This window comes from Microbispora rosea (assembly GCF_900156315.1).
GTDB classification, from domain to species: domain Bacteria; phylum Actinomycetota; class Actinomycetes; order Streptosporangiales; family Streptosporangiaceae; genus Microbispora; species Microbispora rosea.
In genome coordinates, this window is record NZ_FTNI01000003.1 from 235295 (window position 1) to 260536 (window position 25242).

21 protein-coding genes and 2 tRNA genes are annotated in these 25242 nt (G+C 72.6%); 12 read left to right on the forward strand and 11 right to left on the reverse strand.

The window, feature by feature from the left end; translation table 11 throughout:
- Positions 1-10 precede the first annotated feature (10 nt).
- The 3 genes from BXA11_RS06300 to BXA11_RS06310 all read left to right on the forward strand — a co-directional run bounded on the left by BXA11_RS06300 (position 11) and on the right by BXA11_RS06310 (position 1246).
- Positions 11-82, forward strand: a tRNA-Gly gene (locus tag BXA11_RS06300).
- Positions 83-112: 30 nt separating this feature from the next.
- Positions 113-183: transfer RNA gene (locus tag BXA11_RS06305), tRNA-Cys, on the forward strand.
- 325 nt (positions 184-508) lie between these two features.
- Positions 509-1246, forward strand: coding sequence for a hypothetical protein (locus BXA11_RS06310; RefSeq protein WP_076433506.1), 738 nt, complete (start codon positions 509-511; stop codon positions 1244-1246).
- Positions 1247-1378: 132 nt separating this feature from the next.
- On the opposite strand, the gene BXA11_RS06315 is transcribed toward BXA11_RS06310, so the two are convergent.
- The 5 genes from BXA11_RS06315 to BXA11_RS45625 form a co-directional block, all read right to left on the reverse strand.
- On the reverse strand, positions 1379-2080 hold the full coding sequence (locus BXA11_RS06315; protein WP_083744002.1) for a phosphatase PAP2 family protein: 702 nt from the start codon (positions 2078-2080) through the stop codon (positions 1379-1381).
- A 52-nt stretch (positions 2081-2132) separates the two neighbouring features.
- Positions 2133-2906 (reverse strand): phosphatase PAP2 family protein, encoded by a 774-nt coding sequence (locus tag BXA11_RS06320; RefSeq protein ID WP_076433508.1) that lies wholly within the window; start codon positions 2904-2906, stop codon positions 2133-2135.
- Positions 2903-3901, reverse strand: a complete 999-nt coding sequence (locus BXA11_RS06325) for a YihY/virulence factor BrkB family protein (RefSeq protein ID WP_076433510.1) — start codon at positions 3899-3901, stop codon at positions 2903-2905. Before BXA11_RS06325 ends, BXA11_RS06320 begins: the two co-directional genes overlap by 4 nt.
- A gap of 242 nt (positions 3902-4143) precedes the next feature.
- The gene (locus tag BXA11_RS06330; protein WP_076433512.1) at positions 4144-4866 is read right to left on the reverse strand and encodes a hypothetical protein; all 723 of its coding nucleotides are present in this window, start codon (positions 4864-4866) and stop codon (positions 4144-4146) included.
- A 186-nt stretch (positions 4867-5052) separates the two neighbouring features.
- A complete protein-coding gene (locus tag BXA11_RS45625; protein WP_030505123.1) occupies positions 5053-5445 on the reverse strand; it encodes a VOC family protein in 393 nt (130 codons plus the stop codon).
- Positions 5446-5496: 51 nt separating this feature from the next.
- Between BXA11_RS45625 and BXA11_RS06340 the strand changes: the two genes are divergently transcribed.
- On the forward strand, positions 5497-5955 hold the full coding sequence (locus BXA11_RS06340; protein WP_204053555.1) for a MarR family transcriptional regulator: 459 nt from the start codon (positions 5497-5499) through the stop codon (positions 5953-5955).
- A 29-nt stretch (positions 5956-5984) separates the two neighbouring features.
- Here BXA11_RS06340 and pgeF read toward each other — a convergent pair whose 3' ends face one another.
- A complete protein-coding gene (gene pgeF, locus BXA11_RS06345) occupies positions 5985-6674 on the reverse strand; it encodes a peptidoglycan editing factor PgeF (protein ID WP_076433514.1) in 690 nt (229 codons plus the stop codon).
- Between the two features lie 58 nt (positions 6675-6732).
- Here pgeF and BXA11_RS06350 point away from each other — a divergent pair, with 58 nt between their 5' ends.
- The gene (locus BXA11_RS06350; RefSeq protein ID WP_076433516.1) at positions 6733-7788 is read left to right on the forward strand and encodes a zinc-dependent alcohol dehydrogenase family protein; all 1056 of its coding nucleotides are present in this window, start codon (positions 6733-6735) and stop codon (positions 7786-7788) included.
- Here BXA11_RS06350 and glgA read toward each other — a convergent pair.
- On the reverse strand, positions 7760-8956 hold the full coding sequence (gene glgA, locus BXA11_RS06355) for a glycogen synthase (RefSeq protein ID WP_076433518.1): 1197 nt from the start codon (positions 8954-8956) through the stop codon (positions 7760-7762). The genes BXA11_RS06350 and glgA overlap by 29 nt on opposite strands.
- Before the next feature lie 4 nt (positions 8957-8960).
- On the opposite strand from glgA, the gene glgC reads away from it, so the two are divergent.
- Together glgC and BXA11_RS06365 are read left to right on the forward strand one after the other, a co-directional pair.
- The gene (glgC, locus tag BXA11_RS06360; protein WP_269321749.1) at positions 8961-10268 is read left to right on the forward strand and encodes a glucose-1-phosphate adenylyltransferase; all 1308 of its coding nucleotides are present in this window, start codon (positions 8961-8963) and stop codon (positions 10266-10268) included.
- A gap of 93 nt (positions 10269-10361) precedes the next feature.
- Positions 10362-11213: a phosphotransferase enzyme family protein gene (locus BXA11_RS06365; RefSeq protein WP_083744003.1), complete on the forward strand. Its 852-nt coding sequence runs from the start codon at positions 10362-10364 to the stop codon at positions 11211-11213.
- Here BXA11_RS06365 and BXA11_RS06370 read toward each other — a convergent pair.
- From BXA11_RS06370 to BXA11_RS06385, 3 genes are all read right to left on the reverse strand, one after another.
- Positions 11210-16420 (reverse strand): non-ribosomal peptide synthetase/MFS transporter, encoded by a 5211-nt coding sequence (locus BXA11_RS06370; RefSeq protein ID WP_239104905.1) that lies wholly within the window; start codon positions 16418-16420, stop codon positions 11210-11212. The genes BXA11_RS06365 and BXA11_RS06370 overlap by 4 nt on opposite strands.
- 557 nt (positions 16421-16977) lie before the next feature.
- On the reverse strand, positions 16978-17568 hold the full coding sequence (locus tag BXA11_RS06380) for an Rv1733c family protein (protein ID WP_425293409.1): 591 nt from the start codon (positions 17566-17568) through the stop codon (positions 16978-16980).
- 44 nt (positions 17569-17612) lie between these two features.
- Positions 17613-18470 (reverse strand): enoyl-CoA hydratase/isomerase family protein, encoded by an 858-nt coding sequence (locus tag BXA11_RS06385; protein WP_239104906.1) that lies wholly within the window; start codon positions 18468-18470, stop codon positions 17613-17615.
- Positions 18471-18491: 21 nt separating this feature from the next.
- On the opposite strand from BXA11_RS06385, the gene BXA11_RS06390 reads away from it, so the two are divergent.
- Genes BXA11_RS06390 through BXA11_RS06405 form a run of 4 tightly spaced genes read left to right on the forward strand, consistent with a single transcriptional unit; the run spans position 18492 to position 23276 of the window.
- Positions 18492-19757 carry a DUF5685 family protein gene (locus tag BXA11_RS06390; RefSeq protein WP_076433530.1) on the forward strand — a complete coding sequence of 422 codons (1266 nt, stop codon included), beginning with the start codon at positions 18492-18494 and terminating at the stop codon, positions 19755-19757.
- A gap of 42 nt (positions 19758-19799) precedes the next feature.
- Complete coding sequence (locus BXA11_RS06395; RefSeq protein WP_143734114.1) at positions 19800-20756, forward strand: ABC transporter permease subunit; 957 nt, start codon at positions 19800-19802, stop codon at positions 20754-20756.
- A complete protein-coding gene (locus BXA11_RS06400; protein ID WP_083744004.1) occupies positions 20753-22486 on the forward strand; it encodes a branched-chain amino acid ABC transporter ATP-binding protein/permease in 1734 nt (577 codons plus the stop codon). Before BXA11_RS06395 ends, BXA11_RS06400 begins: the two co-directional genes overlap by 4 nt.
- A 19-nt stretch (positions 22487-22505) precedes the next feature.
- On the forward strand, positions 22506-23276 hold the full coding sequence (locus BXA11_RS06405) for an ABC transporter ATP-binding protein (RefSeq protein ID WP_051761094.1): 771 nt from the start codon (positions 22506-22508) through the stop codon (positions 23274-23276).
- Positions 23277-23358: 82 nt separating this feature from the next.
- On the opposite strand, the gene BXA11_RS06410 is transcribed toward BXA11_RS06405, so the two are convergent.
- Positions 23359-24573 (reverse strand): ABC transporter substrate-binding protein, encoded by a 1215-nt coding sequence (locus tag BXA11_RS06410; RefSeq protein ID WP_076433534.1) that lies wholly within the window; start codon positions 24571-24573, stop codon positions 23359-23361.
- Positions 24574-24706: 133 nt separating this feature from the next.
- Between BXA11_RS06410 and BXA11_RS06415 the strand changes: the two genes are divergently transcribed.
- Positions 24707-25189, forward strand: coding sequence for a hypothetical protein (locus BXA11_RS06415; protein WP_030505138.1), 483 nt, complete (start codon positions 24707-24709; stop codon positions 25187-25189).
- Positions 25190-25242 lie beyond the last annotated feature (53 nt).

The following is a 25242-nucleotide window of genomic DNA, read 5'->3' on the forward strand; positions in this document are numbered from 1 at the left end:
CAAGGCGGACGCGGAAGTGGCTCAGTGGTAGAGCATCACCTTGCCAAGGTGAGGGTCGCGGGTTCGAATCCCGTCTTCCGCTCCGAGAGGTCACAACTGCGGGCCTCGCTCTGGTGGAGTGGCCGAGAGGCGAGGCAGCGGCCTGCAAAGCCGCGTACACGGGTTCAAATCCCGTCTCCACCTCTGTTTTTCCAATCCGGACGCCGTCGCGCTCGGTGCGCCGTTTTCCGGCGGCCGAGGCGCCGACGGCTTGGTTCCCGGTCTCGGCCGGCCTCCGGCTCGGCTCCGCGACCCGGACGACCACAGGCAGACGTTCTGCTCCCGATTACCGCCGCGTTCCTGTGACGGCCGCATGGCCGTCGCGTGGCCGTCGCTGACGCGTCCCGGCATGCGTTGGGCAAGTCGAGGTAAGCCTTCTTCTCAACGTCCGATAACGGGCGCACACTGAAAGGGACACAACAGGCGATTCAGCGTGGAGTAGCTCGTGCACGGTCAGATGCCTCCAGCGATGCCCATGCTCTCTCGTGGCAAGCATCGCAATCCCAGCAAGGGCGCCTGCTTCATGGAGTTCGCGTCCTACCTCGCAGGTGAGCGGTGGAGCGACCATCCGTCGTGCACACACCCGCTGCTCGCCGGGCTCGCCCGCCTCGTCAACGACCACACCTCCGACGCCGCCCGGCCCCGACTGGCCGAGCTGATCCCGTCGGTGATCGGCCTGACGGGCGACGATCCGCGCCTCGACGCGCGGATCGCCCTGTGCGCGGCCAGGGCCGCGCTGCCGGTCGTCGCGCACGAGCGCCAGCTCGCGATGGCGGTCTCGATCCTGTCGGGCGAGCACGTGCTCGCCGAGCTGGAGGGCCGCCGCGCCGGCTACCTCGACGAGCGCAGCAGGCAGGCGCTGGACCAGGTGCCGGACGCCGCCCGCTGGGCCTACACCTTCGGGCGCGGCGTGCGGATCTCACCCAAGGGCTTCCGCAGGTACGCCGCGCCCAACACGGTGCAGCTCGCGGTGCGGGGCATCGCTCAGGCGTGCGTGTCCGACCCCGATCCGCTGCTGCGCGATTTGCTGGCCGACGCGATCGACGAGTGCTGGGCTCTGCTTCGTCCCGTCTCGGGAACCGGCGCACGACCCGGCGCCGGGAGCGCCGCGGAGCCCGCGACGGTGACCGCCGCCGGGCCCGCCCCCGCCGCGGTCGATCCCGCGCGCTGGGCGGACGCCTGCCGTCTCACCGGCCTTTCCGCCTGACCACCATCGGCCGCCGGCTCGCCTTCGAGCCGGCGGCCGATGAGGCGTGGCCGATGGGCCGGGGGCCGTGTGAGCCTCTGGGGCCGCGTGAGTCGGGGTGGCCCCGTGAGCCGGGTGATCGCGTGAGCCTGGTCAGGTCAGCGCGGCCCCGCGTGCGGCCCGCTTCTTCGGCGTGCCGCGTCGCGTCGCCATGATCGGCCGCAGCAGCAGGGCCTGGGCGAGCACGACCACGCAGAAGATCCCGAGCACGTAGCCCCAGCTCACGTCGGTCAGATGGTGCATGCCTCGGTAGAGCCTGGCCAGGCCGACCGCCAGGGCCGCGCCCGCGCCGAGCAGCCACCACAACGCCTTGAGGATCGTGTGGCGGTGCGTGTGCAGCGTGAGCACGAGCGCGGTGCCGCAGTAGAAGGCCACGGCGGCACTGGTGTGCCCCGACGGATAGCTGGACGTGGGCGGCGCGGGGTCGAGGTGCGGCACGTGCGGGCGGGCCCGCTGCGCGAACACGGTCGCCAGCAGGAAGATCGCCGACTGGGCGCAGACGGCGGCCACCAGGAAGACCGACTCCCGCCAGCGCCTGTAGACGACCCGGAAGAGAATCGCCATGATCGTCGTCACCACGATGATCACAGGAGTGTCGGACAGCATCGAGCCGTAGTGGGTCACCTCGTTCCAGAACGGCGTGCGCTCCTGGGCGATCTCGCGGCTGACCGCCTCGTCCTGCGCGACGAGCGTCGAGTGCTCCAGGACCTTCGTGAGCAACAGGCCGAGCCCGAGTGTCACCAGGGCCATGAGCGCGAGCGGGAGCAGGATCCTCCGCGCCGTCTCCGCGGCCACTGCTCGTCGAGTGGGCCTCGGGGACGTCGGGGCGCTCCGGGCCGTGCCACGACTACGAACGGCGTCCAATTCGTCCTCCTTGGGGGGTGATCTCCCTCTTCGTCTCGGGCCCGACGCCCTCGCGTAACGGCTGGGCGGGCCGGCGGCCCACGTCGCGGCGGCGCCAGGTCTCGAAGGCGGCGGCCGTGGCGGCCACCACGGCCACGCCGAACACCAGCCCGCCCACTACGTCGCTGAACCAGTGCACGCCGAGCGCGATCCGGCTGAAGCCGACCGCGAGCGGGATCAGCACGGCGAGCGTCCAGGCGAGCACCCGCCCGCGTCCCCGCACGAGGGGCAGGACGAGCAGCAGCAGGATCCCGGCGCCGAGCACGGCGTTGACCGTGTGTCCCGAGGGGAACGACGCGCCGGGCGCGATGGCGACGGGGTCCGGCAGGCTGGGCCGGGCCCGCGCGACGATGACTTTCAGGGCCAGGCCGAGCAGGCCGCCGACCGCGATCGTGGTGGCCGCCCACAGGGCGAGGTGATAGGCGCGGCGCCAGACCAGCCAGGCGACCGCGGCGCCGACCGCGATCCGCCAGGTCAGCGGTGCGAAGACGTCGCTGATCAGTTCCATGATCCGGGCGAAGCCGGGATCGCCGATCGCATAGGCGTGCAGGTCCCACGCCGCGCCCTGGTCGATCTCGGTGAGCGGGCCGAAGGAGGTCTTGACGAAGACCAGCAGCACCGTGAACGGCACCACGATCAGCGCCAGTGCCGCCGTCGCCACCGTGAGCCGCAGGCCCAGTCCGTGTCCGGGGTCGAGCCGCCTGCGCCACCAGCTCATCGGCCGCTCCCGATCGGCTGCCGCTCCCGCGGCGAGGCCGGCGCGGGGCCGGGGTCGGGTGCGGCCGGCTCGCCGCGGCCCGCCCGGCAGGCCTCCAGCTGCGCCGAGAAGGAGAGCCCGAGGAAGAGCGCCATCGAGCTGAGGAACGACCACAGCAGCAGCGCCATGACCGCCGTCAGCGGGCCGTACGTCGCGCCGAAGGTGTGGCTGCTGGCGGTGTAGAGCGCGAGCAGCCAGGTGAGCAGCGTCCACAGCAGCACGGCGACCGTGGCCCCGACGGCGAGCCAGGTGTGGCCCGGCTGCCTGCGCCGGGGCGAGGCGCGGAACAGCACCGAGATCGACAGGACGGCGAGCAGGAAGCCGATCGGCCAGCGCAGCCAGCCCCACAGCCGCTGGGTCGTGTCGCTCCAGCCGTAGGCGTGCGCCGCGGCCTCGCCGACAGCGCCTCCGCCGACCAGGATGACGAAGCCGACGCTCATGAACAGGCCCGCCGTGACGGCCATCAGCAGCGCCCTGCCGTACTTGGCCGCGAAGGGGCGGTCGCGCTCGATCCCGTAGATGCGGTTGGCCCCGCGTTCGAACTGGCCCATGGCGGTGGTCAGCGACACCAGCGCGGTCAGCAGGCCGAGCCACAGGGCCAGCTTCCCTCCCGCGCCCGAGGCGTGGTGGCTCTGGTCGAGCGTCTCCTGGATCACCTGTGAGCCCGCACCGGGGGTCAACTGCCGCAGGGTGAGCTCGAGGAGCCGGCCGAAGCGTTCCTGGTGCAGCACCGAGCTCAGGCCCACGATGGCGATCGCGCCCGGAATGATCGCGAGGCAGGTCTGGAAGGCGAGGGAGCGGGCGTTGCTCGTGCCGTCGCCGTATCTGAACCGGACGTACGCGTCACGGATGAGGTGCCAACCGCCGTACCGTCGCATGGCGGCGTAGGCGTCGTCGGCCGACAGTTCGTCGCCGCTCATGCTCCTGGTCTCCGGCACCGGGGTCGCGGTTCCCATGTCAGTCCTCACGTCGTCAGGGGGTGGGGACCGCCGGGGCCGGGTCGCGGGCGGGCCTCCGGCGATCCCCGCAGGCCCACCGACTACCCCGATCACGATGCTTGGAACGCCAGGCCTGTCAAAAGATCCACTGACCTGCGCGGAGACTTCCCGGTGACGCGCCGGAGGACCGGCCCGACCGGGCCGGTCCTCCGTGCTGGTCCTCCGTGCTGGTCCTCCGTGCCGTCGTCGCGGGCCGGCCGTCAGAGGACGGCGCAGCCGACGCGTACGGGAAGGCGGGGCGACCACCGGCCGGACACGACGTCCTGGGCCTGCGCGTAGGCGTTGGCCGCCTTGCCGCCTCCGGAGCAGTCGAACACGCCGGTCTTCTTGCCGAAGCTGCCGCCGGCGTAGCCGCTGTGCGCGCTCGCGCTCACCGTGCCGCTCCAGTAGAGCCTGCCGGTGTTGAAGCGGATGTAGAGCCTGACCTGGCCGACGTTGTAGTGGTCGCCGTTGAGCTTGAGGCGCGGGATGTCGTCGACCGAGGTGCTGGTCGCGGTGCCGTCGCCGTTGTCCACGGGCGGCACGGTGTAACGGCTGATCCACAGCCGGGCCGAGACCCTGCGGTCGGCCGCCTTGGCGTTGTCGGCCTTGGCCTGCCCGCGTACGGCGGGGGTGACGCACACGTCGTCGCCGGCGAACGCCTCGCGCCAGACGTACCCGTTGACGCAGGTGTGGGGGCCGAACGGGCCGGAGGTCCAGCGCGAGGCCCTGGCGGCGTTGTCGGCCTTGGTCTGCGTGCGGGTCGCGGGCGTCACGCAGACGACGTCGCCGGAGCGGGCCTCGCGCCAGACGTAGCCCTCCTGGCAGGTGTCGGGGCCGAAGTCGCCGCCGGCGGAGGCCGGGCCGGCCATGAGCGTGGCGGGGACGGTGACGGCCAGACCGGCGATCGCGGCGGCGGCCAGACCGAGCAGGGTGCGCTTCATGACAGTCTCCTGTGCTGCTGCGGGATGAGGGTGCTGGTCGGCGGTCCCGGTCCGGCCGTCGCCGCCGGGGCCGTGCACCTCAGTGATAGGCCCGCTCGCCTGCACCTCCCTTGCCGCAGGCTTTCCGCAACCGCCGCAAGCCCCCCGCAAGGCGCGGACACGCAGAAGTCGCGCCCGGCAACAGGTCTAGTAGGACTGGAGCTCCAGCAGGTTGCCGTCGGGGTCGCGCAGGTGGGCGGTGCGGCAGGTCGGCCCCCATTCGGGCCGGGCGCTCGGCGGCGCCACGACCCGGCCGCCGTGGGCGGCCCCCACGGCGGCCGCGCGGTCGACGTCGTCCACGGTCAGGACCAGCATCGTCCCGTCGCGTCCGCCGTCGAGGTCCACGCCGGCGACCTTCGCGAGCATCTCGCGGTCGAGCAGGGCCAGCACCGCCTCCGCGTCCCGGTCCCAGTTGGCGTACGGCCCCGTCTCCGCGCCCTTGACGAGGTGCGCGCCCGCCACCGCGGTGAGCAGGCCGTCGTAGAAGCGGAAGCACTCGGCGAACCGGGAGGCGAGCACGCGAGGATAGAGAGCGTCCATGGAAATCCCTTGGTGGTAACCAACGATTGGTTGTGCCCTATCCTGCTCCTCGTGAGCGACGTGCCGCAACTTCCCCCGTCCCTGCTCGGGATCACCGCGTTCCTGCTCTCGAAGGTCGGCGTCGCCGGGCGACGCCGCATGGGCGACCGGCTGCGCGGGCACGGCATCGGCCTGTGGGACATGGCCGTGCTGGCCGCGCTGCGCGACTTCGGCCCGGCGTCCCAGCGCGAGCTCGGCGCCCGGCTGGGCATCGACCCCAGCGACCTCGTGACGGTGATGGACACGCTCGTGCCGCTCGGCCTCGTGGAGCGCGAGCGCGACTCCGAGGACCGGCGGCGATACCGGGTCGCCGTCAGCCCCGAGGGCCGGGCCACGCTGGAGGCGGCCCTGCGCGAGGCCGGCGAGGTGCGCGACGACCTGCTGGCCGCGCTGGACGAGGACGAGCGGGCGACCCTGCACGCGCTGCTCCGCAAGGCGTACGCCGGCCTGGAGCCGCGGGCCCGGGCCTGAGACGCCTCCCCTCCGGAGGCGGAGCGGTGTCAGGCGCCGGTGAGCCAGACGTAGCCGGCGAAGCGGCCGGTGCGCTGCTCCCGCCGGTAGGAGTAGAGGTCGGCCGTCTCGATCGTGCAGCGGTCGTCGTGCCGGACGTCGGCGACGCCGGCCCGGGCGAGCTGGGCCGCGATCCCGGCCCGGATGTCGAGCGCGGGCGTGCCGTGCCGGGTACGCGACCGGGCCTCGGGCACGCGGGCCGCGACGCGCTCACACAGGTCCTCCGGCACCTCGTAGCACAGACCGCAGGCCGACGGCCCGATCACGGCCGTCATCCGCTCCGGCCGTGCGCCCCGCGCGGCCATCGCCTCGACCAGGGCGGGGACCACGCCCGCCTCCGTGCCCGGCCGCCCCGAGTGCGCGCCGCCGACCAGGCCGGCCACCGGATCGGCCACCAGCACGGGCGCGCAGTCGGCGACCAGGACCGCCAGGCCGAGCCCGGGGCGGCCGGTGAACACCCCGTCCAGCGCGGGCGGTTCCTCCCCGAACGGCTCCTCCACGTAGGCGACGTCGGTCCCGTGGACCTGGCGCATGAAGACCACCCGGTCGAGCCCGAACTCCGCGGCCGTCTTCGCCCGGTTCTCGGCGACCGCCGCCGGGTCGTCCCCCACCGCCCCGCCGAGGTTGCGGCTGCCGTAGGGCTCGGCGCTCACGCCGCCGTGCCGGTCGGTGAAGGCCATCCGCACCCGATCGATCGCAATCACCCGATTAGCGTACGGCCTGGGAAAGGAGCGTGACATGCGCGCGGTTGTGTACGAGGAGTTCGGCGGGCGGGCCGAGGTGCGCGAGGTGGCGGATCCGGTGGCGCCGCCGGACGGCGTCGTGATCAGGGTCGAGGCGACCGGGGCGTGCCGCAGCGACTGGCACGGGTGGATGGGCCACGACGCGGACATCACCGTGCTGCCCCACGTGCCCGGGCACGAGCTGGCGGGTGTGGTCGACTCGGCCGGCCCGGGGGTGCGCGACTGGCGGCCGGGCGACCGGGTGATGGTGCCGTTCATCTGCGCCTGCGGGAGCTGCCGCGAGTGCACGACCGGCAACCAGCAGGTGTGCGAGCGCCAGACGCAGCCCGGCTTCACCCACTGGGGATCGTTCGCCGAATTGGTGGCGATCGACCACGCCGACGTGAACCTCGTGCGGCTGCCGGACGGCATGGCGTTCGCCACGGCGGCGAGCCTGGGCTGCCGCTTCGCCACCGCGTTCCGCGCGGTCGTCGAGCAGGGGCGGGTGCGGGCGGGCCAGTGGCTCGCCGTGCACGGCTGCGGCGGGGTCGGCCTGTCGGCCGTGATGATCGGCGCCGCCATCGGGGCGCGGGTCGTCGCGGTGGACGTGTCGCCCGCGGCGCTCGACCTGGCCCGGCGGTTCGGCGCGGCCGAGTGCGTCCTGGCCGGCGAGGACGGTTCACCCGAGGAGGCGGCCGCGCGGGTCAGGGCGGCCACCGGGGGCGGCGGCGCCGACGTCTCCCTCGACGCGCTGGGCGACCCCGCCACCTGCGCCGCGTCGATCGGCAGCCTGCGCAGGCGGGGCCGCCACGTGCAGGTGGGCCTGCTCCCCGGGCGGACGGCCCTGCCGATGGGCCGGGTCATCGCGCACGAGCTGGAGATCGCGGGCAGCCACGGCATGGCCGCCCACGCCTACCCGCCGATGCTTGAGCTGATCGCGGCGGGCGTGCTCCGCCCCGATCTGCTGGTCACCCGCACCGTCGGCCTGGACGACGCGCCGGACGCGCTGACCCGACCGGGCGCGCACCCGGGCGTCACCATGATCATCCCGAGCTCGTCCCCGGTCGGGTGAGCGACGCGTAGAGCTCGTGGGTGCGCTCGGCGATCCGCCGCCAGGAGAAGTGGTCGATCGCGCGCACGCGCCCGGCCTCGCCCATCGCGGCCGCGAGGCCCGGATCGCCGAGCACCGCGTTCACCCGCTCGGCCAGCGCCGCGGCGAACGCCTCCGGGTCGTGCGGCTCGCCGTCCGCGCCCTGGTCGATCGGTACGAGCAGGCCCGTCTCGCCGTCGGCGACGACCTCGGGGATGCCTCCGGTCGCGGTCGCGACGACGGCGGTCTCGCACGCCATCGCCTCCAGGTTCACGATGCCCATCGGCTCGTAGACCGAGGGGCACACGAACACGGTGGCGTGCGTGAGGATCTGGATCACCTCGGGCCTGGGCAGCATCTCGGAGATCCACACCACGCCCTTACGGGAGGCCGACAGCTCGCGCACGAGCGCCGTGACCTCCTCGGCGATCTCCGGCGTGTCGGGCGCGCCCGCGCACAGCACGAGCTGCGCCGCCGGGTCGAACGACCGGGCCGCGTGGAGCAGGTGCACCAGGCCCTTCTGCCGGGTGATCCGCCCCACGAAGACGACGTACGGCGCGGCCGGGTCGATGCCGTGCTTCACCAGGGCCTCGGTGCCCCGGGAGGGCGCGTACTCCTCGGTGTCGATGCCGTTGTGGATCACCCGCACGCGCTCGGCGGGGACCTCCGGGTAGGCCGTGAGCACGTCGCGCCGCATGCCCTCCGACACCGCGATGATCGCGTCGGCCGCGTGGAGCGCGGTCCGCTCCGCCCACGACGAGAGCGTGTAGCCGCCGCCGAGCTGCTCGGCCTTCCACGGGCGCAGCGGCTCCAGGCTGTGCGTGGTCATCACGTGCGGCACGCCGTACAGCATCTTCGCGACGTGACCGGCGAAGTTCGCGTACCAGGTGTGGCTGTGCACGACGTCGGCGCCCTCGCAGCCGGCCGCCATCTCGACGTCGACCCCGAGCACCTGCAGGGCGGCGTTCGCGCCGGACAGGCCCCCGGGGACCGGGTAGGCCCGCACGCCGGGCTCCTCGCGCGGGGCGCCGAAACAGCGGACCCGCACGTCGGCCAGCCCGCGAAGCTCCCGCGCGAGGTACTCGACATGGACTCCGGCGCCGCCGTACACCTCGGGCGGATACTCGCGGCTCAGCAGATCGACACGCATACGAGTGAGCTTAGAGTCCCCGATCCGCACTGTTTGCCGGTGTCCCTGGTGTTTGTTAGCCATTTCGCGGGTTAAGGTCCTGCCTATGAAGGTCCTGGCGATCGTGCTTGCGGGTGGAGAGGGCAAGCGGCTGATGCCGCTCACCGCGGACCGGGCCAAGCCCGCCGTGCCCTTCGGCGGCATCTACCGGCTCATCGACTTCGTACTGTCGAACCTGGCGAACGCGCACTACTGGCAGATCGTGGTGCTGACGCAGTACAAGAACCACAGCCTGGACCGGCACATCTCCCGGACGTGGCGGCTGTCGTCGATGCTCGGCAACTACGTGACCCCCGTGCCCGCGCAGCAGCGGCTCGGGCCGCACTGGTTCGCCGGATCGGCCGACGCGCTGTTCCAGAACCTCAACCTGATCTACGACGAGATGCCCGACCACGTGATCGTCTTCGGCGCGGACCACATCTACCGGATGGATCCCCGCCAGATGGTCGACCAGCACATCGACTCGGGCGCGGACGTGACCGTCGCCGCGATCCGCCAGCCGCTCGAACTGGCCGACCAGTTCGGGGTCATCGAGGCGGACCCCTCGGGCCGCAGGATCGTCGCGTTCCGCGAGAAGCCGAAGGACGCGGTGGGCCTGCCCGACGCGCCCGACCAGATCTTCGCCTCGATGGGCAACTACGTCTTCAAGACCCAGGCCCTCATCGAGGCCGTGCGCGAGGACGCCCTCGACCCCAGCAGCAGGCACGACCTCGGCGGCAACATCATCCCGATGTTCGTCAAGAGCGGCGGCGCCGAGGTGTACGACTTCGCGAACAACGTGGTGCCCGGCTCCACCGAGCGCGACCGCGGCTACTGGCGCGACGTGGGGACGCTCGACGCCTACTACGAGGCCAACATGGACCTCATCTCGGTGCAGCCGGTCTTCAACCTCTACAACGACCGGTGGCCGATCTACACCGGCAACGATCCCCTGCCGCCGGCGAAGTTCGTGCACAACGAGGGCGACCGGGTGGGGCACGCGCTGGACTCGCTCGTGTCGCCCGGCGTGATCGTGTCGGGCGGCACCGCGCTGCGCTCGATCCTGTCCCCCGGCGTGGTGCTGCACTCCCATTCACACGTCGAGGACTCGGTGCTGATGGGCTCGGTCAAGATCGGCAGGGGCGCGATCGTCCGCAAGGCCATCATCGACAAGAACGTGGTCATCCCCGACGGCGCCCGGATCGGCTTCGACCCGGAGTACGACCGCCAGCGTTTCGCGGTGACCCGCAGCGGTGTCGTCGTGATCGGGAAGAACGAGATCGTCGAGCGCTGAGCCCAGCGGGCGCGCGGGCCCTGCGCCGGTCATCAGCCGTGGGCGGGCGGCCAGGACCTTCCCGCATCCTCCCCGAGCGCGGAGAATGTGCGGATGGATCTCGATATCAGCGGGGTGTGTGACGTGTTCGGCCTCGGCCTTGCGGTGACGCGAGGACTGCGGATGGCCGGCTACTACCACAACGAGGTGTGGCGGCTCGACACGATCACCGGCGCGTACGCCGTGAAGCGGCTGCCGCCGTCGGCCGCGCCCGCCGTGGAGATCGAGATCTCCGCCTGGCGGGCGGGCATCCCGGTGCCCGAGCCGGTCCCGTCGCCCGCGACAGGAGCGTACGTGGTCCCTGTCGGGGACGGCTGCGTCCGGGTGCACCGCTGGCTCGACGGGAAGGCGCCCGCCCTCGGCGATCTCAGCCCCGAGCTGTCGGCCGCGATGGGCGAACTGGTGGCCGCCGTACACACGGCCGGTCGTGACATCGCCCCTCAGGAACCGCCGCGGGCGGACCCTTCCGGCCACCCGGCCACGGATCCGGCGTACGGACTGGCCGGCCTCGCGGCCGCGACCGCGCGACCGGCCGGCGTGGGCACCCCCACCATGTCCCACGGCGACCTGCACCCGAAGAACGCCCTGCTCCGGTTCGACGGCAGCCTGGCGATCATCGACTGGGACACCGCCGGTCCGTACGTCGCCGAGCAGGAGGCCGCGGGCATGGCCCTCGACTGGGCGGCCCGCCTCGACGGGAGCGCCGACCTCGACCGATTCGACGCCGCCGTGTACGGCTACCGCAAAGCCGGCGGCGACATCCCGGCGGAGCCCTGGGTCTTCGGCGGCTGGGTGCGCGGTTATCTGGCCTTCCTCGACGGAGCTGGGCGGAACGAACCCACCGGCACGCTCGCCCGGCTCCACTGGGTCGAGGCCAACCTCGACGCGCTGACCCGGCGCCTCTAGCTAGCGGCGCGACGCTTGATGGCCTCGACCCCGACGAGGTCGTCGGGCAGCGCGTCCGGCATCTCGGTGTCGAGGCGGGCCAGCCGCCTCACCCGCAGGGCGCCGGCCGCCACGAGGACCATGCCCAGTGCGCACACCAGATAGAGGAAGGCGATCCCACGGCCGGGGCCCACCCCGATCAGGGCGCCCACGGTGGAGGCGAGCGCCCCTCCCGGGGCCAGCATCGGGTCGAACAGCGCGGTGCCGAGCGGGGCGACCAGGCCGATGCCGACGGGCAGCGTCGACCAGGCGACCAGCGTGTTGAGCGCGAAGACCCGTCCGTGGAACCGCGCGGGCACCTTGATCTGCACGATCGTGACGTAGATGCCGTTCATCAGCGTGAGGAAGTAGCTGAGCGCGAACGCCCCCACGCCGACCACGGCGAGCGACGGAGCGAGGCCGGTGACGACGGCGCCCGCCGCGATGGCCGCGGCGAAGGCCAGCACACCGCGGAACCGCCCGCGGCGCGGGCCGCCCCACAGCGACATGGTCAGCCCGCCGAGCAGGACGCCGAGCCCCGACACCAGCGAGATGACGCTGACGTCCTTGAGCGTGGCGAAGGAGAGCACCAGCGGCGAGACCAGCAGGAGCAGCGGGGACAGGAACACGTTGAGCACGGCGAAGAACACCAGCGTCGAGCGCAGGCCCCGGTCGTGCCACGTGTACGTGAAGCCCTTGGCGATCTCCGTGCCCAGCGGCTCGCGCGGCCGCCAGGGAAGCGTGTCGGGGAAGCGGACCAGCAGCACCGTGACGATGGCGAACGCGTAACTCGCCACGTCGATCGCCACGATGCCGCCGAGCCCGATCCACGCCAGCAACCCGGCCGCGACGAGGGGGACGACGAGCTGCGCGACGCCGTTGGTCATCTGGGTGACGCCGATGGCGTGACCGAGATAGTGCTTGGGGACGAGTTGCGGCACCGCCGACTGGTAGGCAAGCCGCTGGAAGGCCGCCGCCACCGACAGGCTGACGATCAGCAGGTAGATCTGCCAGATCCGTATGTCGCCGAACAGGAGCAGCCCGGCCAGCACGGCCTGGATCCCGGCCGAGGCGCAGTCGGCGAACAGCATCACGCGCCGCCGGTCCGCCCGGTCCACGATCGCCCCGGCCAGCGGGGAGATCAGCAGCCCGGCCAGGTTGAGCACGGCCAGCGTGGAGAACTGCCCGATCGAGCCGGAGTCCATGAGGACGGTCAGGGGCAGGGCCCACCCGGTGAGGGCCGAGCCGATCATCGAGAGCTGCTGCCCGGCGGAGATCGTGAGGAAGCGGCCCATGCTGGGCCGCACGCCCTGCTTATCGGACCCGGGCGGGGCGGACCCGCGCGAGACCGCGTGCACCCACCACGAGGGGTTGCCCGAGCGGTCGGAGACCTCCAGGTGGGTGTGGGTGCGCAGGGCGGCGGCCAGTTCCTCCGCGCGGTAGCGCAGGAAGTAGTGGCCGCCCTCGTCCAGCACGACGAGCGCCGTGACCTCGGTGAGGAAGCCCCACTCGCGGTAGCGCTCCGCGTAGAAGTCGGTGGCGGGGTCGCGCTCGCCGATCACCGAGATGATCGGAGCGCGTAATCGTGGCCGGTCCGGCGCGTCGAACAGCCCGGTGAAGTACTTCTCCGCGGCCTTGGAATCATGGCGCATCGTGCGGATGATGCGGTCGGCCACGCCGGGATCGAGCTCCTCGAGGTCCACCCCACGGGCCTTGAGACGGTTGATGTCGGTCTGGCTGCTTCGGAGGCGGTCGAACTCCCCGATTCTCGACAGTGCGCGCATGAGCCCGCGCGGCCGGGCGAACGGGAAGATCGCCCCGACGTAGACGGCGTCCACGGCACGGCCCGCCGCCTCGACCCTGGTGGCCAGCTCGACCGCGAGCGCGGCGCCGACCCCGCAGTGGCCGTAGATCACCAGGGGCCCCTCGATGGCGAGGATCTCCTCGGTGGCGCGGGCGGCCAGCTCGGCGAACTCCATCGGCTCCTCGTCCAGGCCCACGTCGTGGCCGGGGATCGCGAGCGCGTACAGTGCCTGGCCGGCCGGCAGGGCGTCGGCCAGCGGCTGGTAGACCACGGCGCTGCCCGACCCGTACGGCACGCACACGTAGGTGACGCTCGCCGTACATGCCGGGGTGAGCCGCTGGAGCAGCGGGCGGGGGCCGTCCTCGCCGGAAGCGGCGTAGGCCGCCAGTTCGCGCACGGTCCGGTAGGTGAAGACGTCCATCAGCCCCACCTGCGCGGATCCGGCGGGGAGCGCCCTGCGGAGCTTCGCGACGACCTGGACGGCGAGCAGCGAGTGGCCGCCGAGATCGAAGAAGTCGTCGTCGGCCCCGATCCGCTCGGCCCCCAGCACGTCGGCCCAGACGGCCGCGACGGCCCGCTCGGTCTCGGTCTGCGGCTCGGCGTACGGCACGTCGGCCTGCACCTGCGGGACGGGCAGGGCGGCGCGGTCGAGCTTGCCGTTCGGCGTGAGCGGAAGGGCGTCGAGCGCGACGAACATCGACGGCAGCATGTACTCCGGCAGCGTGCCCCTGATCGCCGCCCGCACCTGGGCCGGCTCGGGCACGTCGTCACCCGTGAGGTAGGCGACCAGCCGGGGGTCGCCGGGCACGTCCTCGCGTACGATCACCGCGGCGTCCCGCACACCGGCCTTCTCGCGGAGCACGGCCTCGATCTCGCCGAGCTCGATGCGCAGGCCGCGCAGCTTGACCTGGCCGTCGAGGCGGCCCAGGAACTCGATCGTGCCGTCCGGCAGCCAGCGGGCCGCGTCGCCGGTGCGGTAGCGGCCTCCGGCGAACCGCTCGGCGGTCAGCTCCGGGCGGGCGTGGTAGCCGAGTGCGACGCCCACGCCGCCGATGTAGAGCTCGCCGGGCACCCCCACGGGCACGGGCTCGCCGTGGCGGTCGAGCACGTGCAGCGTGATGTTCTGGATGGGCGAGCCGATCGGCACCCTCGCGCGGCCCGCCAGCGCGGACGGCGTGCACTGCCAGGCGGAGACGTCGACGGCCGCCTCGGTGGGGCCGTACAGGTTGTGCAGTTCGGCCGGGAGCATTCGCAGGCAGCGCTCGGCCAGGTCGATGGGCAGTTCCTCCCCGCTGCACACGATGACGCGCGGGGAGGTGCAGGTCTCCACGCCCTCTTCGGCGAGGAACGCGCCGAGCATGGACGGCACGAAGTGCAGGACGGTCACCCGCTCGGCGTTGATCAGGTCACGCAGGTACGCGGGGTCGCGGTGGCCTCCGGGCTCGGCCAGCACGAGCCGCGCGCCGGTGAGCAGCGGCCAGAAGAACTCCCACACCGAGACGTCGAACCCGGCCGGTGTCTTCTGCAGCACCACGTCGGCGCCGGTGAGCCGGAACCGCTTCTGCATCCAGTCGAGCCGGTTGACGATGCCGCGATGGCTGTTGGGCACGCCCTTCGGCCGGCCGGTGGAGCCGGAGGTGTAGATCATGTACGCGGCCGTGCCGGGCCCGCCCCTCACCTCGGGTGCGGTCGCCGGCAGGCCGTCCCATACCGCGTCCAGATCGAGCGGCAGGATGACGGCGCCGCCGGTGGCCAGCCGCTCGGCCAGGTCCTGCTGGGTCAGCACGACGGGCGCGCCCGAGTCCGACAGCATGAACGCCAGCCGGTCGGCGGGGTAGCCGGGGTCGAGCGGCACGTACGCCGCGCCGCTCTTGAGCACGCCGAGCAGCGCGGCCACCAGGTCGAGCGAGCGTTCGGCGCAGACCGCGACCAGACCGCCCGGCTCCACGCCGAGCCCCACGAGGCGGTGCGCGATCCGGTTGGCCCGCTCGTCGAGCTGCCGGTAGGTCCACGACCGCCCGTCGAAGGTCACCGCGACGGCCTCGGGGGTGCGGGCGACCTGCTCCTCGATCAGGCCGTGCAGGGTGGCCGTGTCCGGGTAGTCCGCGCCGGTCGCGTTCCATCCGGCGATCAGCGCGTCGTCGCCCGTCAGCGGCAGCCGGCTGATCGGGACGTGCGGGTCGCGCACGATCGCGCGCAGCAGGTCCTCGAACTGCCCGGCCATCCGGGCGATCGTGCTCTCGCGGAACAGCTCGGGCCGGTAGGTGAACGCGCACTGCAGGCCCCCGTCGCCGGTGGGCACGGCGTACAGCTCCACGTCGTGCCTGGTCGACGTGGGGGCCAGCCCGAGGACCTCGATGCCGTCGCCGGGGGCGAACTCGTTCATCGAACAGATCGTGTCGATCAGGGGCGGCCTGCTGGTGTCCCGCGGCACGCCGAGGGCGTCGACGAGCTGGGCGAAGGGCAGTTCCTCGTGATCGAGCGCGGCGAGGACCGTGTCCCTGGTCCGGGCGAGCAGCTCGGCGAACGTGGGCTCGCCGTCCAGCCGGGCCCGTATCGCCAGCATGTTGACGAACATGCCCACGACGTCCTCGAACTCCGGTCTGTTCCGCCCGGCCACCGGCACGCCGACGGCGAAGTCGTCCTGGCCGGTCAGCCGGGAGAGCAGGACCTGGTACGCGGCCAGCAGGGTCATGAACGCGCTCGCGCCGTGGTCCCGGCCCAACGCGGCGACGCCGTCCATCAGATCCGGCGCGAGGGAGCGCACGTGGGTCGTGCCGTCGAGTGTCTGAAGCGCCGGGCGGGGCCGGTCCGTCAGGAGTTCGAGGCGCGGCAGCCCGGCCAGCTCCCCGCACCAGTAGGTCAGCTCGCGGTCGAGGGACCGCTCACGCTGCCACACGGCGATGTCGCCGAAGCGTACGGCGGGCGCGGGCGGCTCCTCGCCGCGGCAGAGCGCGAGCAGGTCGCGCATGAGCAGGTGCAGCGCCTGGCCGTCGGCCACGATGTGGTGCACCAGCAGGGCGACGATGTGCTCGTCCTCGCCCTTGCTCACGACGACGCACTTGAGCAGCGGGCCCCGGGCGAGGTCCAGCGGGATGGCGGTCTCGGCGCCGATGAGCGCGATCGCCTCCTCGTCCGTGACCGCCGTGGTGCGGTTCAGCGGCACCTCCGTCGTGTCCACGACGTGGACGGCGGGCCTGCCCTCCTCGGTCGCGGGGAACCGCTGGCGCAGTCCCTCGTGCCGGTCCGGCAGCGCGGCGAGCGCGCGAGCCAGCCGGTCCTCGTCCAGCGGCTCACGTAGCCGTACGGCGAGCACCAGGGTGTAGGTGGTGGTGCCCGGCGTGAACTGCTCCATGAACCACAGCGGCTCCTGGGCCGGGGACATCGGCGGTTCGACGCCCTCCGGGCGCCGGGGAATGGGATCGCTTGCGGAGCGGGCCCGCAACCTGCGTCGGAGCAGTTCTCGCTTGGCGTCTGACAGGTCAGCCACAGACATGTGACACGGCCCTTCGATGGCGTACACGCGGACAGATCACGCACGCAGCGAAACGATCTTTTGTCGGCTTTGAATCACATACAGCCAGATTTAGTGATCTAGACGTTTATCCGTCACTGTACGGCCACGGCACCGTGTCCGGACGCTGGTAATGGCGGTCGGGGTGGTTTCGGGTGACGATCGGCGCTCGCCGCACATATCGTCACTGAAACTTTCATCCGGTGAGTCCGTCGTCCGGCTCGGCCGGTACGAGGCGACCTACGGCCTGACCGCTGAGACCCCCGTGCAGGAGTGGGAGGGATACGAGCCCCACACCCTGACCTCGGCCGAGTTCGACGACACGTGGAACCGGGCCCGTCGGCGCCTCCACGGCAACCGCTGAGCCCCCAAGGGCTCATCCCGCGTCAGGGGGCCCTGCGGTCGCGTGCCTCGTGTCGTGAGCCCGGTCAGCGGCCGTTGATCCGCCACATGGGCTCGACCACGGTCCACTGGGCCTCCCATACCCGGCGGGCCCTGCGCTGGTTGAGCAGGCGGGTGCAGGTCACCAGCAGCGCGAGAATCGCGGCGGCGGCCAGCGGGACGCCCGTGCCGACAGTCAGCGCGGCGACCACCGTGGTCTCCCGGTCCTGCGGCCGGGGCGCGATCACGCCTTTGTCGTCGGTCCAGATGCGCACGGTCTCGCCCGCGTGCTGGCTGGGCGGGACCTCGATGACACCGGCCCTCATCGTGCCGTCGGGGGCCACCCAGGTCGCCTGGGCATGCCCGACCGCCGCTCCGGCCACCGACAACCGGGGCGTCGTCACGTCGCCGGTCAGCGTGGCGACGACCTGATGCCGGGCGTGCGCCTGCTGGGCCTCGGTCCTCAGGCCGTTGCCGTACTCGCGCAAGCCGAGCATCACGCCGAACACGATCGCGGCCACGACTCCCAGCACTGCGGCAAGCCGAACCACCGCTTCGACCCGGTCACACCGGCGCCGAAGCGGATTCCTGTCAAGGCCCAGCCAGCGGGCGAACCTGGCGAATAGATTCTGCGACATCTCACACCTCACAGGGTCATTACCACTGCGAGTCCCGTTTATGCCTATTTTGCATGCCAAGAGAATCCAGGGGAACGCCCCTCCCGATATGCCCGGACACCTTCGGCCATTTCCCCGCTCTCCCTGGCCTCCCGCTGCCAGGCGCGCACCTCGGCCTCCCCGGCCCGGCCGTCGACGATCTGCTTGGCCGCCGTCAGCGTCAGCCGGGATCTGCCGGCCATCGTGGCCGCCAGGCCGTACACGCGGTCGCGGAGGTCCTCCGGGCGGCGGACCTCGTCGACGAGGCCGGTACGTAGGGCGTGATCTGCGTCGATGAGCTCCGCGGAGAAGAGCAGAAGCTTCGCGGTGGCGGGTCCGGCGATCTCCGCGAGCCGCCGCGTGGAGCTGAGCGGGTAGACGATCCCGAGCTTGGCCGGGGTGACGCCGAAGCGGGCCCCGTCCGCCGCGACGCGCAGATCGCAGGCGAGCGCGAGCTGGCATCCGCCGCCGACGCAGTATCCCTCGATCATCGCGATCACGGGTTTGGGAAAGGTCATGAGTGCGTGCTCTGCGACAACGGTAATACCGGTGTCATCGTCGTTATCGCCAAGCTCATGAATTTCCGAAATATCAGCCCCGGAACAGAAAGTTCCACCCGCTCCGGTGAGGATGAGCACGCGCACCTTCGGATCGGCGGCGAGGTCCGCGAGGATGCCCGGCAGCGCCCGCCACATGGCCGCGGTCACGGCGTTCCGCTTGGCGGGCCGGTTGAGGGTGAGGGTGGCGACGTGCTCGGCGAGGGTCAGTTCGAACCCGTCGGTAACTTCCATTCCTCGATTGTGCAGACCGCTGCCCGGCTGCGGCCACAGGGCCCCGGCCCCTGATGGCATAATCGCCGCGCAACGGGACGATCCCGTACGCATGACCCCCCAAGGAGTCTCTGGGTGTTCGGGATCCTCCGGCCGTGTGCCCGCCACTCCTGCCCGTCCGTCCACGAGGCCTGGCGCGCGCACCTGTGCGGGCTGTGCCTGACGTTGCGGGACCGGCACGGGCATCTGGCCCGCATGGCCACCAACTACGACGGCCTCATCCTGTCGGTCCTGACCGAGGCCCAGGCACGGGCCCAGGCCCAGGACCGGTCGCGGGACGGGGCCGGGGCCGGGCCGAACCGGCGCACCGCCGGGCCCTGCGCGCTGCGGGGCTTCCAGCGGGCGGAGGTGGTGCCGTCGGACGACCGGGGCGCCCGCCTGGCCGCCGCGGTCTCGCTGGCCCTCGCCTCGGGCAAGATCCGCGACCACGCGTCCGACGGCGACGGCGTCGCGGCCCGGCGCGTGGCCGGAGTCCCCCTGCGCGCCACGGCCGCCGCCTGGGCCTCGGCCGCCCGCCGCGGCGCGGAGTCGATCGGCTTCGACACGGCCGTCCTGACGGAGGTCTCCGCCCGCCAGGCGCTGCTGGAGGCGTCCCCCGGGCGAGGGCTGCTCGATGTCACCGAGCCCACCGAGACCGCCGTGGCCGCGGCCTTCGCCCACACCGCCGTGCTCGCCGACCGGCCGGGCAACGCCGAGAGCCTGCGCGAGGCCGGCCGCTTCTTCGGCCGGATCGCGCACCTGATCGACGCGGTCGAGGACCTCGCCGAGGACCGGGCCCGCGGGGCGTACAACCCGCTGGACGCGACCGGCACCTCGCCCGCCGAGGCGCGGCGCGTGTGCGAGGAGGCGCTGCACGGGCTGCGCCTGGCCGTACGCGACCTCGACCTGGAGGAGCGGCACCTGGTCGAGGCGCTGCTGTGCGGCGAGACCCGCCGCGCCGTCGACCGGGCGTTCGGGCCGCGCGCCCACGGCGCCGCCTGCGCGGCGCACCGCGCGCCCGCCGGGAACACCTCTCCGGTGCCGCCCGACGCCGCACCCGACGCCGCGCCGGGCGGCTCCCCCGAGGGCCCCGGCGACCGCCCGGGGATCGCGCTGACGGCGCTGGCCGGGGCGGCGATCTTCCTGACCTGCGGGCTCTACCGCCCGCCGTGGAGTGAGCATCGGAACGCGCCGTGGACCGAGCGCTGCTGCTGTGACAGCTGCGACTGCCCCGACTGCTCGGGTTGTTGCGACTGGTGCGACTGCTGCTCGTCGTGCTCCGACTGCTGCTCGGAAGACGGCTGCTGCTCGGGCGACGGCTGCTGCTGTGGGGACGGCTGCTGCTGCGACTGCGGTTCCTAGTGGCGCCGGGTCATGTGATCGAGGACGGGAGGACGGTGTCCGGTGAGTGGAGGAGTGGCCCTGCAGGCGATCCTGAGCGGGTTGGCTCTGGGTGCGGCCTACGGCTTGATCGCGATGGGCTTCACCCTCGTCTACCGGCTCACCAGGGTGATCGCCTTCGCGCACGGCGATCTCGTGGTCGGCGGCGTCTTCGTCGGTGTGCTGGCGGTGCTCGGGACCACGCCGGTGGCGGCGGCCCCGGGCCTGGCGCGCTCCGCCGGACTGGCGGTGCTGGTCGTCGCCGCCGGAGCGGCACTGTCGGCAGGTGTCTATTTCATCGCCGTGAGGCCCTTCCTGCCGGGAGCCGGGCACCGGTCCACCGGCGGGGACGTCCTGGGCTGGGTGGCGGGTGGCCTGGCCGCCGGGCTGCTGATCCGGGAGGTTCTCGGGCTGGTGCTCACGCAGGACGCCTACGCGGTGCCGGATCCGTTGCGCCTCGGCCGGTTGACGCCTTCGGGGGTGCTGCAACTGCCCGGGGGAGGCACGGTGGCGGTTCGCACGCTCGGTGTCATCGGGATCGGCTTGGCCGTGGGGATCCTGGTCGAGCGGCTGCTCGTGCTCACCCCGGTCGGCACGGCGATGACGGCGGTCAGTGACGATCCCACCGCTGCCGCGCTGCTCGGCCTTCCGGTACGGCGGCTGGTGCTCGTCGCCTTCGTGGTGGCCGGCGCGCTGGCCGGTCTGGCGGGGCTTTTGATCGCGCCGGACCGGTCGCTCGGCGTCGACGACGGCGTCGTCCTCGGCCTCAAGGCGATGGCGGCCGCGCTGCTGGGCGGCCTTGGATCGGTGCGCGGCGCGCTGGCCGGAGGGCTGGCGCTCGGCGTGATCGAGTCGTTGATCGTCGCATCGGACGTTCTCGGCCCGCGCTTCGCCGACGTGGCGCCGCTGGCCATCCTGCTGATCGTGCTCGCCCTCGGGCGGCAGGGCCTGCGATCACCGCTGCGTGAGGACCCGGAATGATGGTCGAGCTGGCACACCACCTGTATCTGCTGGTCGCGGTGCTCGGGCTCGCCCTGTCCGTCTCGTACGGAGGGCAACCCGTCCTGTGCCAGGGCGCGTTCCTGGCCGTGGGCGGCTTCGGCGTCGCACATCTGGAACGCGCGGGATTGCCGCTCGCCGGCGCCGTGCTCGTCGGCGCCGTGCTCGCGGCGTGCGCCGGCTACCTGGTCGGCCTGCTCACGGCTCGGCTGCGCGGCGCGGCGGTCGCGCTGTCGACGTGGGCGTTCGCCTGGCTCGTGTACGCGGTCCTCGATGCGTTTCCCACCGTGTCCGGCGGCAGCCAGGGGCTGGTCCGCCCGTCGCCGGCCCGCCTGCACTCACCGGTCTTCGATGTGACCGTCACTCTCACCCCGCTGGCCCACGTCGTCGTGGCGGGATCGATGTGCCTGCTGACGCTGGCCATGGTGGCCCGGCTGACCCGCGGGCCGGCCGGACTGGAGTGGGCGGCCCTGCGCGAGGCCCCCGCGCTCGCCACGTCCCTCGGGGTGCCGGTGCTTCGCCGCAGAGCCGCCCTCTTCGCCACGACCGCGGCCGTCGCGGCGGTGTCCGGCGCGGGCATCACCGTGCTGCTCGGGGTCGCCGCCCCGTCCGACGTCTCGCCGCTGCTGTCTCTCCAGCTGTTCGTGGCGGCGCTGATCGGGGGTACGGCGCGGCTGTGGGGACCGGTGCTCGGCCTGCTCGTGATCGCCGTGATCCCGCCGCTGGCCGACGGGCTCGCCGGCGCGGCCGGTCTTCCGGCCGAGGCGTCCGGCGGCGTGCTCACCGCCGTGGCGCTGGTCGCGGTTCCGCTCCTCCGCGTGCCGGTCGAACGGTTCGCGGGCCGGTGGCCGGAGCGCACGCGGCGCCCGGGTGAGCGGGTGGAGGACACCGAGGACCTCGCCCCCCGCACCGCAGCCTCCCGGGAGGCGGTGGTGCTGACCGCCCGAGGGCTGGATGTCGGCATCGGGGAGACGGACATCCTCACGGGGGTGGACCTGGAGGTGCGGGCCGGACAGGTCCACGCGCTCATCGGGCCCAATGGCAGCGGCAAGACGACGGCCCTGCGCGCCCTCGCCGGCGCCCTGCGGCCCAAGGGTGGCCGGATCCTGCTGGAGGAGACCGACGTCACCGGGGCCGGCCAGCTCGAAATGGTCAGGCGGGGGGTGACCCGGACGTTCCAGCGCACCGTCGGTCTTGAGCGGCTCAGTCCCTACCGTCAGCTGCTGCTCGGCGTGCGCGGCGGGTCACCTGTGCCGTTCGCCGCCGTCCGGCACCTTTTCGCGAGTGAGTCGATGCGGGACCACGCGGCCGCCGCCGACCGCGAGGCGTGGAGGGTGCTGCGACTGACGGAGCTCGCCGGGCGCGCGTCCGACCGCCCGGGGGATCTCGGCGCCAGCGAGCAGCGCCTCCTGCAGGTGGCCCGCGCCGTGGCGACCGGGGCGCGCGTGCTCCTGCTCGACGAGCCGGCCGTCGGCATGACCGGGCCTGAACGCGTCGTCCTGGCCCGTGTCCTGCGCCGCCTCGCGGCAGGCGGCGCGGCCATTCTGCTGGTCGAACACGACCTGGCGCTGGTGCACGGCGTCGCAGACAGGATCACCGTCCTGGATCGCGGCCGGGTGCTGGCGACCGGAACCCCCGAGTCGACCGCCGCCGACCCCGCCGTACGCCGGGTCTACCTCGGTGACACCGACCCGTCGTCCGCGCGCGGCTGACGCGCTGAGAGGAGACTGCGTGGCCCTGCTAGAGGTCCGCGGGCTGTGCGCCCGCCACGGCGCCGTACCGGTGCTGCACGATGTGTCCTTCCATGTCGGGCGCGGCGAGATCGTCGCGTTGCTCGGTGGCAACGGCGCGGGCAAGACGACCGTCGCCCGTTGCGTGTCGGGGCTGCACCGGCCGAGCTCGGGCGAGGTGACGTTGGACGGCCGGGACATCACCCGGTGCGATCCCCGGCGGATCGTGCGATGGGGACTGAGTCACGTGTCCGAGGGCAGACGCGTCTTCCCCAGTCTCACAGTGGAGGAGAACCTCACTCTCGGCGCCTACCTCGACGGCCGCCGCACGCACGTCGTCGCCGAGCGCCGAGAGGGCGTCTACCGGACTTTTCCGCGCCTGGCCGAGCGGCGCACGCAGCGCGCCGGCAGCATGTCCGGCGGAGAGCAGCAGATGCTCGTCATCGGCCGCGGCCTCATGTCCGCACCCGCGCTGCTGGTCCTCGACGAACCGTCGGCCGGTCTGGCTCCGGCCTCGGTCGCCGCGCTCGGCGAGGACATCGCCGCCATTCGAGCCGGGGGCACGGCCGTTCTGCTCATCGAGCAGCACCTGCAGCTGGCTCTGCGACTCGCCGATCGGCTCGTCGTGCTGCGGGACGGTCACGTGATCCTCAGCGGGTCCACCGAGGAGGTGGCGGCCGATCCGCGAATCGGCAGGATGTACTTCGGCGACGGCGACTCCCCGGATCGAGTCGTGCCGGAGACGCGCCAGGCGCACTCCTCCCCCTCCTGAGGACCGGGCCTGCTCCGGTGGTCGCGGTGAGCCGCCCGGGCTTTCCGGGAGGTACCGGCGCGACTCCCCGTGGGTGACGCCGTCAGTCCTGCAGCTGGTTCACGGAGGGGAGGGTGTCGGAGAGCGGGTCGTCGCCGACGGGTTCGAAGACGAAGCCGTGGAAGCGGGCGAAGTACATGTCGCTGGGGTTGACCCCCTCGTGCTGGTCGGCCGCGTAGCCGCGGTAGTCGCCGTTGGCACCGGTGACGCTGATCTTGTTCAGAGCGTCCATGAGCGGCTCGCCCGGCGCGCCGGCCTCGCTGAGCGACGCGGCGACCAGGCGCACCGAGTCGTAGGAGAACATCGCCCAGTCCGGCGGCTGCACGACCTGCTTGCCGTCCTGGCGGACGCCGACCAGATCGACGCCCATCTTCGCCTCATAGCCGGCGCGGAACTGCTCGAACGGCGCCGGGCCGACCTCGCTGGTCATCCGGAACGAGGCGAAGGTGACCTGGTCGAGCCAGTCCGGATGCTCGGCCAGGCGCCGGCGGACCAGCGGGTCCTCACCGGTGGGCCCGGTGTAGACGGGCACCTCCCAGCCCAGCGCGTGGACGGCCTGGATGACGGCGACCACGTCGCTCGCGCTCGCCCACACCACTAGCCTGTCGGCGCCCGCCTGCCGCGCGGCGAGCACCTGGGTGGTCAGGTCGGACGAGCGGGCCGGCGCCTTCTGATCCGCCACCACCTTCACCTCGTCGATCTTGAAGGCCGCCAGCAGCGCGGCCCGGCCCTGTTCCCCGTAGGTGGAGTCGTCGCTGATCAGGCCCACCTTGGGGTGGCTGTTGGCGATGTAGTCGGCGAGCCTGCGCGCCATAGGCTTGTTGGCCGGCGCCATCCGGAAGAGGCTCGGCCGGTGGACCGGGTCGATCAGCTCGTCGCCGCCTTCGAAGCAGATGAAGACCGGCAGGTGCACGGGGTCGGTGATCGGCGCGACGGAGGCCGCCCCGGTCCCGTCGGTGAGCAGGACGGCCGCGTGGTCGTCGACCGCCTTACGGGCGTTCGCGGCGGCCTTGGCCGGCGAGCCGGCGTTGTCGAGCACGGTCAGCCTGACCTTGCGGGCGCCCGACGGGGTGGTGACCCCGCCGTGTGCGTTGAGCTCGTCGACCGCGAGCCGGGCCCCGCGTTCGATGAAGGCGCCGATCCACGGCTCGGTGGACATCGGCGCGCTGACGACCACCTGGAACTCGTCGGCAGACGTCCCCTGTGATCCACCGCCCGCGCAGGCCGAGACCAGCACGAGGAGCGAAGCGAGCCACATCGTCACCATTCGTGGCGTGTGGCCACGTCGGCAAACCTGATAGCGTCGCCGCCCACGGGCGAGTCCGCCCGTTTCGAGGGATTCCTGCCCGATCATGCGCAGGACCTTATCTTACGTCTGAGGAATCCGTTTCATGAACTTCGCACGACTGATCGCTACGGCGAGCATCGCCGTCGCCGCCGTCGCGTCGCTCGCCGCCTGCGGGGAAACGTCGAACGACGCCGCCCAGGAGAGCCCGGCCACCGCTTCGACGGGGAGCGCCGCGCCCGCGGGCAACGGCATCCCCTGCTCACAGGCCGGCGACCTGAGCGGCACGCCTGAGCGGAAGCCGCCCGCGGACCTGCCGTTGCCGCCCGGCGGGCAGCTCTACATGTCCAAGGGCCCCTTCGGCAAGACCGAGCTGTTCTTCGTCGCGAAGGACGCGGACCCCACCAACCTCGACGGCGTTCGTGACGAGGCCGCCGACGTGCTCGCCAAGGCCGGATACAAGATCGAGCGCAAGGACCAGGAAGAGGGCTCGGAGGCCGAGGCCCACCTGTCCGGACCGCACGAGGTGGCCATCCAGGTGATCCAGCTGTGCGAAGGAAAGGTCCGGGTCAAGTACACACTCTCGTAACGGACGGACCCACGGCCCGTGGCCGCTTCCTACATTTGTCGCATTGATCCAGT

Bases quoted from the DNA above. Each gene is read 5' to 3' on its own strand.
- BXA11_RS06330 (WP_076433512.1), bottom strand. From the start codon at position 4,866: ATGAAGCGCACCCTGCTCGGTCTGGCCGCCGCCGCGATCGCCGGTCTG.
- BXA11_RS06370 (WP_239104905.1), bottom strand. From the start codon at position 16,420: ATGTCCCCGGCCCAGGAGCCGCTGTGGTTCATGGAGCAGTTCACGCCG.
- BXA11_RS06320 (WP_076433508.1), bottom strand. From the start codon at position 2,906: ATGAGCTGGTGGCGCAGGCGGCTCGACCCCGGACACGGACTGGGCCTG.
- BXA11_RS06400 (WP_083744004.1), top strand. From the start codon at position 20,753: ATGATGGTCGAGCTGGCACACCACCTGTATCTGCTGGTCGCGGTGCTC.
- BXA11_RS06380 (WP_425293409.1), bottom strand. From the start codon at position 17,568: ATGTCGCAGAATCTATTCGCCAGGTTCGCCCGCTGGCTGGGCCTTGAC.
- BXA11_RS06385 (WP_239104906.1), bottom strand. From the start codon at position 18,470: ATGCGTACGGGATCGTCCCGTTGCGCGGCGATTATGCCATCAGGGGCC.
- BXA11_RS45625 (WP_030505123.1), bottom strand. From the start codon at position 5,445: ATGGACGCTCTCTATCCTCGCGTGCTCGCCTCCCGGTTCGCCGAGTGC.
- BXA11_RS06365 (WP_083744003.1), top strand. From the start codon at position 10,362: ATGGATCTCGATATCAGCGGGGTGTGTGACGTGTTCGGCCTCGGCCTT.
- BXA11_RS06325 (WP_076433510.1), bottom strand. From the start codon at position 3,901: ATGGGAACCGCGACCCCGGTGCCGGAGACCAGGAGCATGAGCGGCGAC.
- BXA11_RS06350 (WP_076433516.1), top strand. From the start codon at position 6,733: ATGCGCGCGGTTGTGTACGAGGAGTTCGGCGGGCGGGCCGAGGTGCGC.
- BXA11_RS06410 (WP_076433534.1), bottom strand. From the start codon at position 24,573: ATGTGGCTCGCTTCGCTCCTCGTGCTGGTCTCGGCCTGCGCGGGCGGT.
- BXA11_RS06310 (WP_076433506.1), top strand. From the start codon at position 509: ATGCCCATGCTCTCTCGTGGCAAGCATCGCAATCCCAGCAAGGGCGCC.
- pgeF (WP_076433514.1), bottom strand. From the start codon at position 6,674: ATGGCCTTCACCGACCGGCACGGCGGCGTGAGCGCCGAGCCCTACGGC.
- BXA11_RS06415 (WP_030505138.1), top strand. From the start codon at position 24,707: ATGAACTTCGCACGACTGATCGCTACGGCGAGCATCGCCGTCGCCGCC.
- glgA (WP_076433518.1), bottom strand. From the start codon at position 8,956: ATGCGTGTCGATCTGCTGAGCCGCGAGTATCCGCCCGAGGTGTACGGC.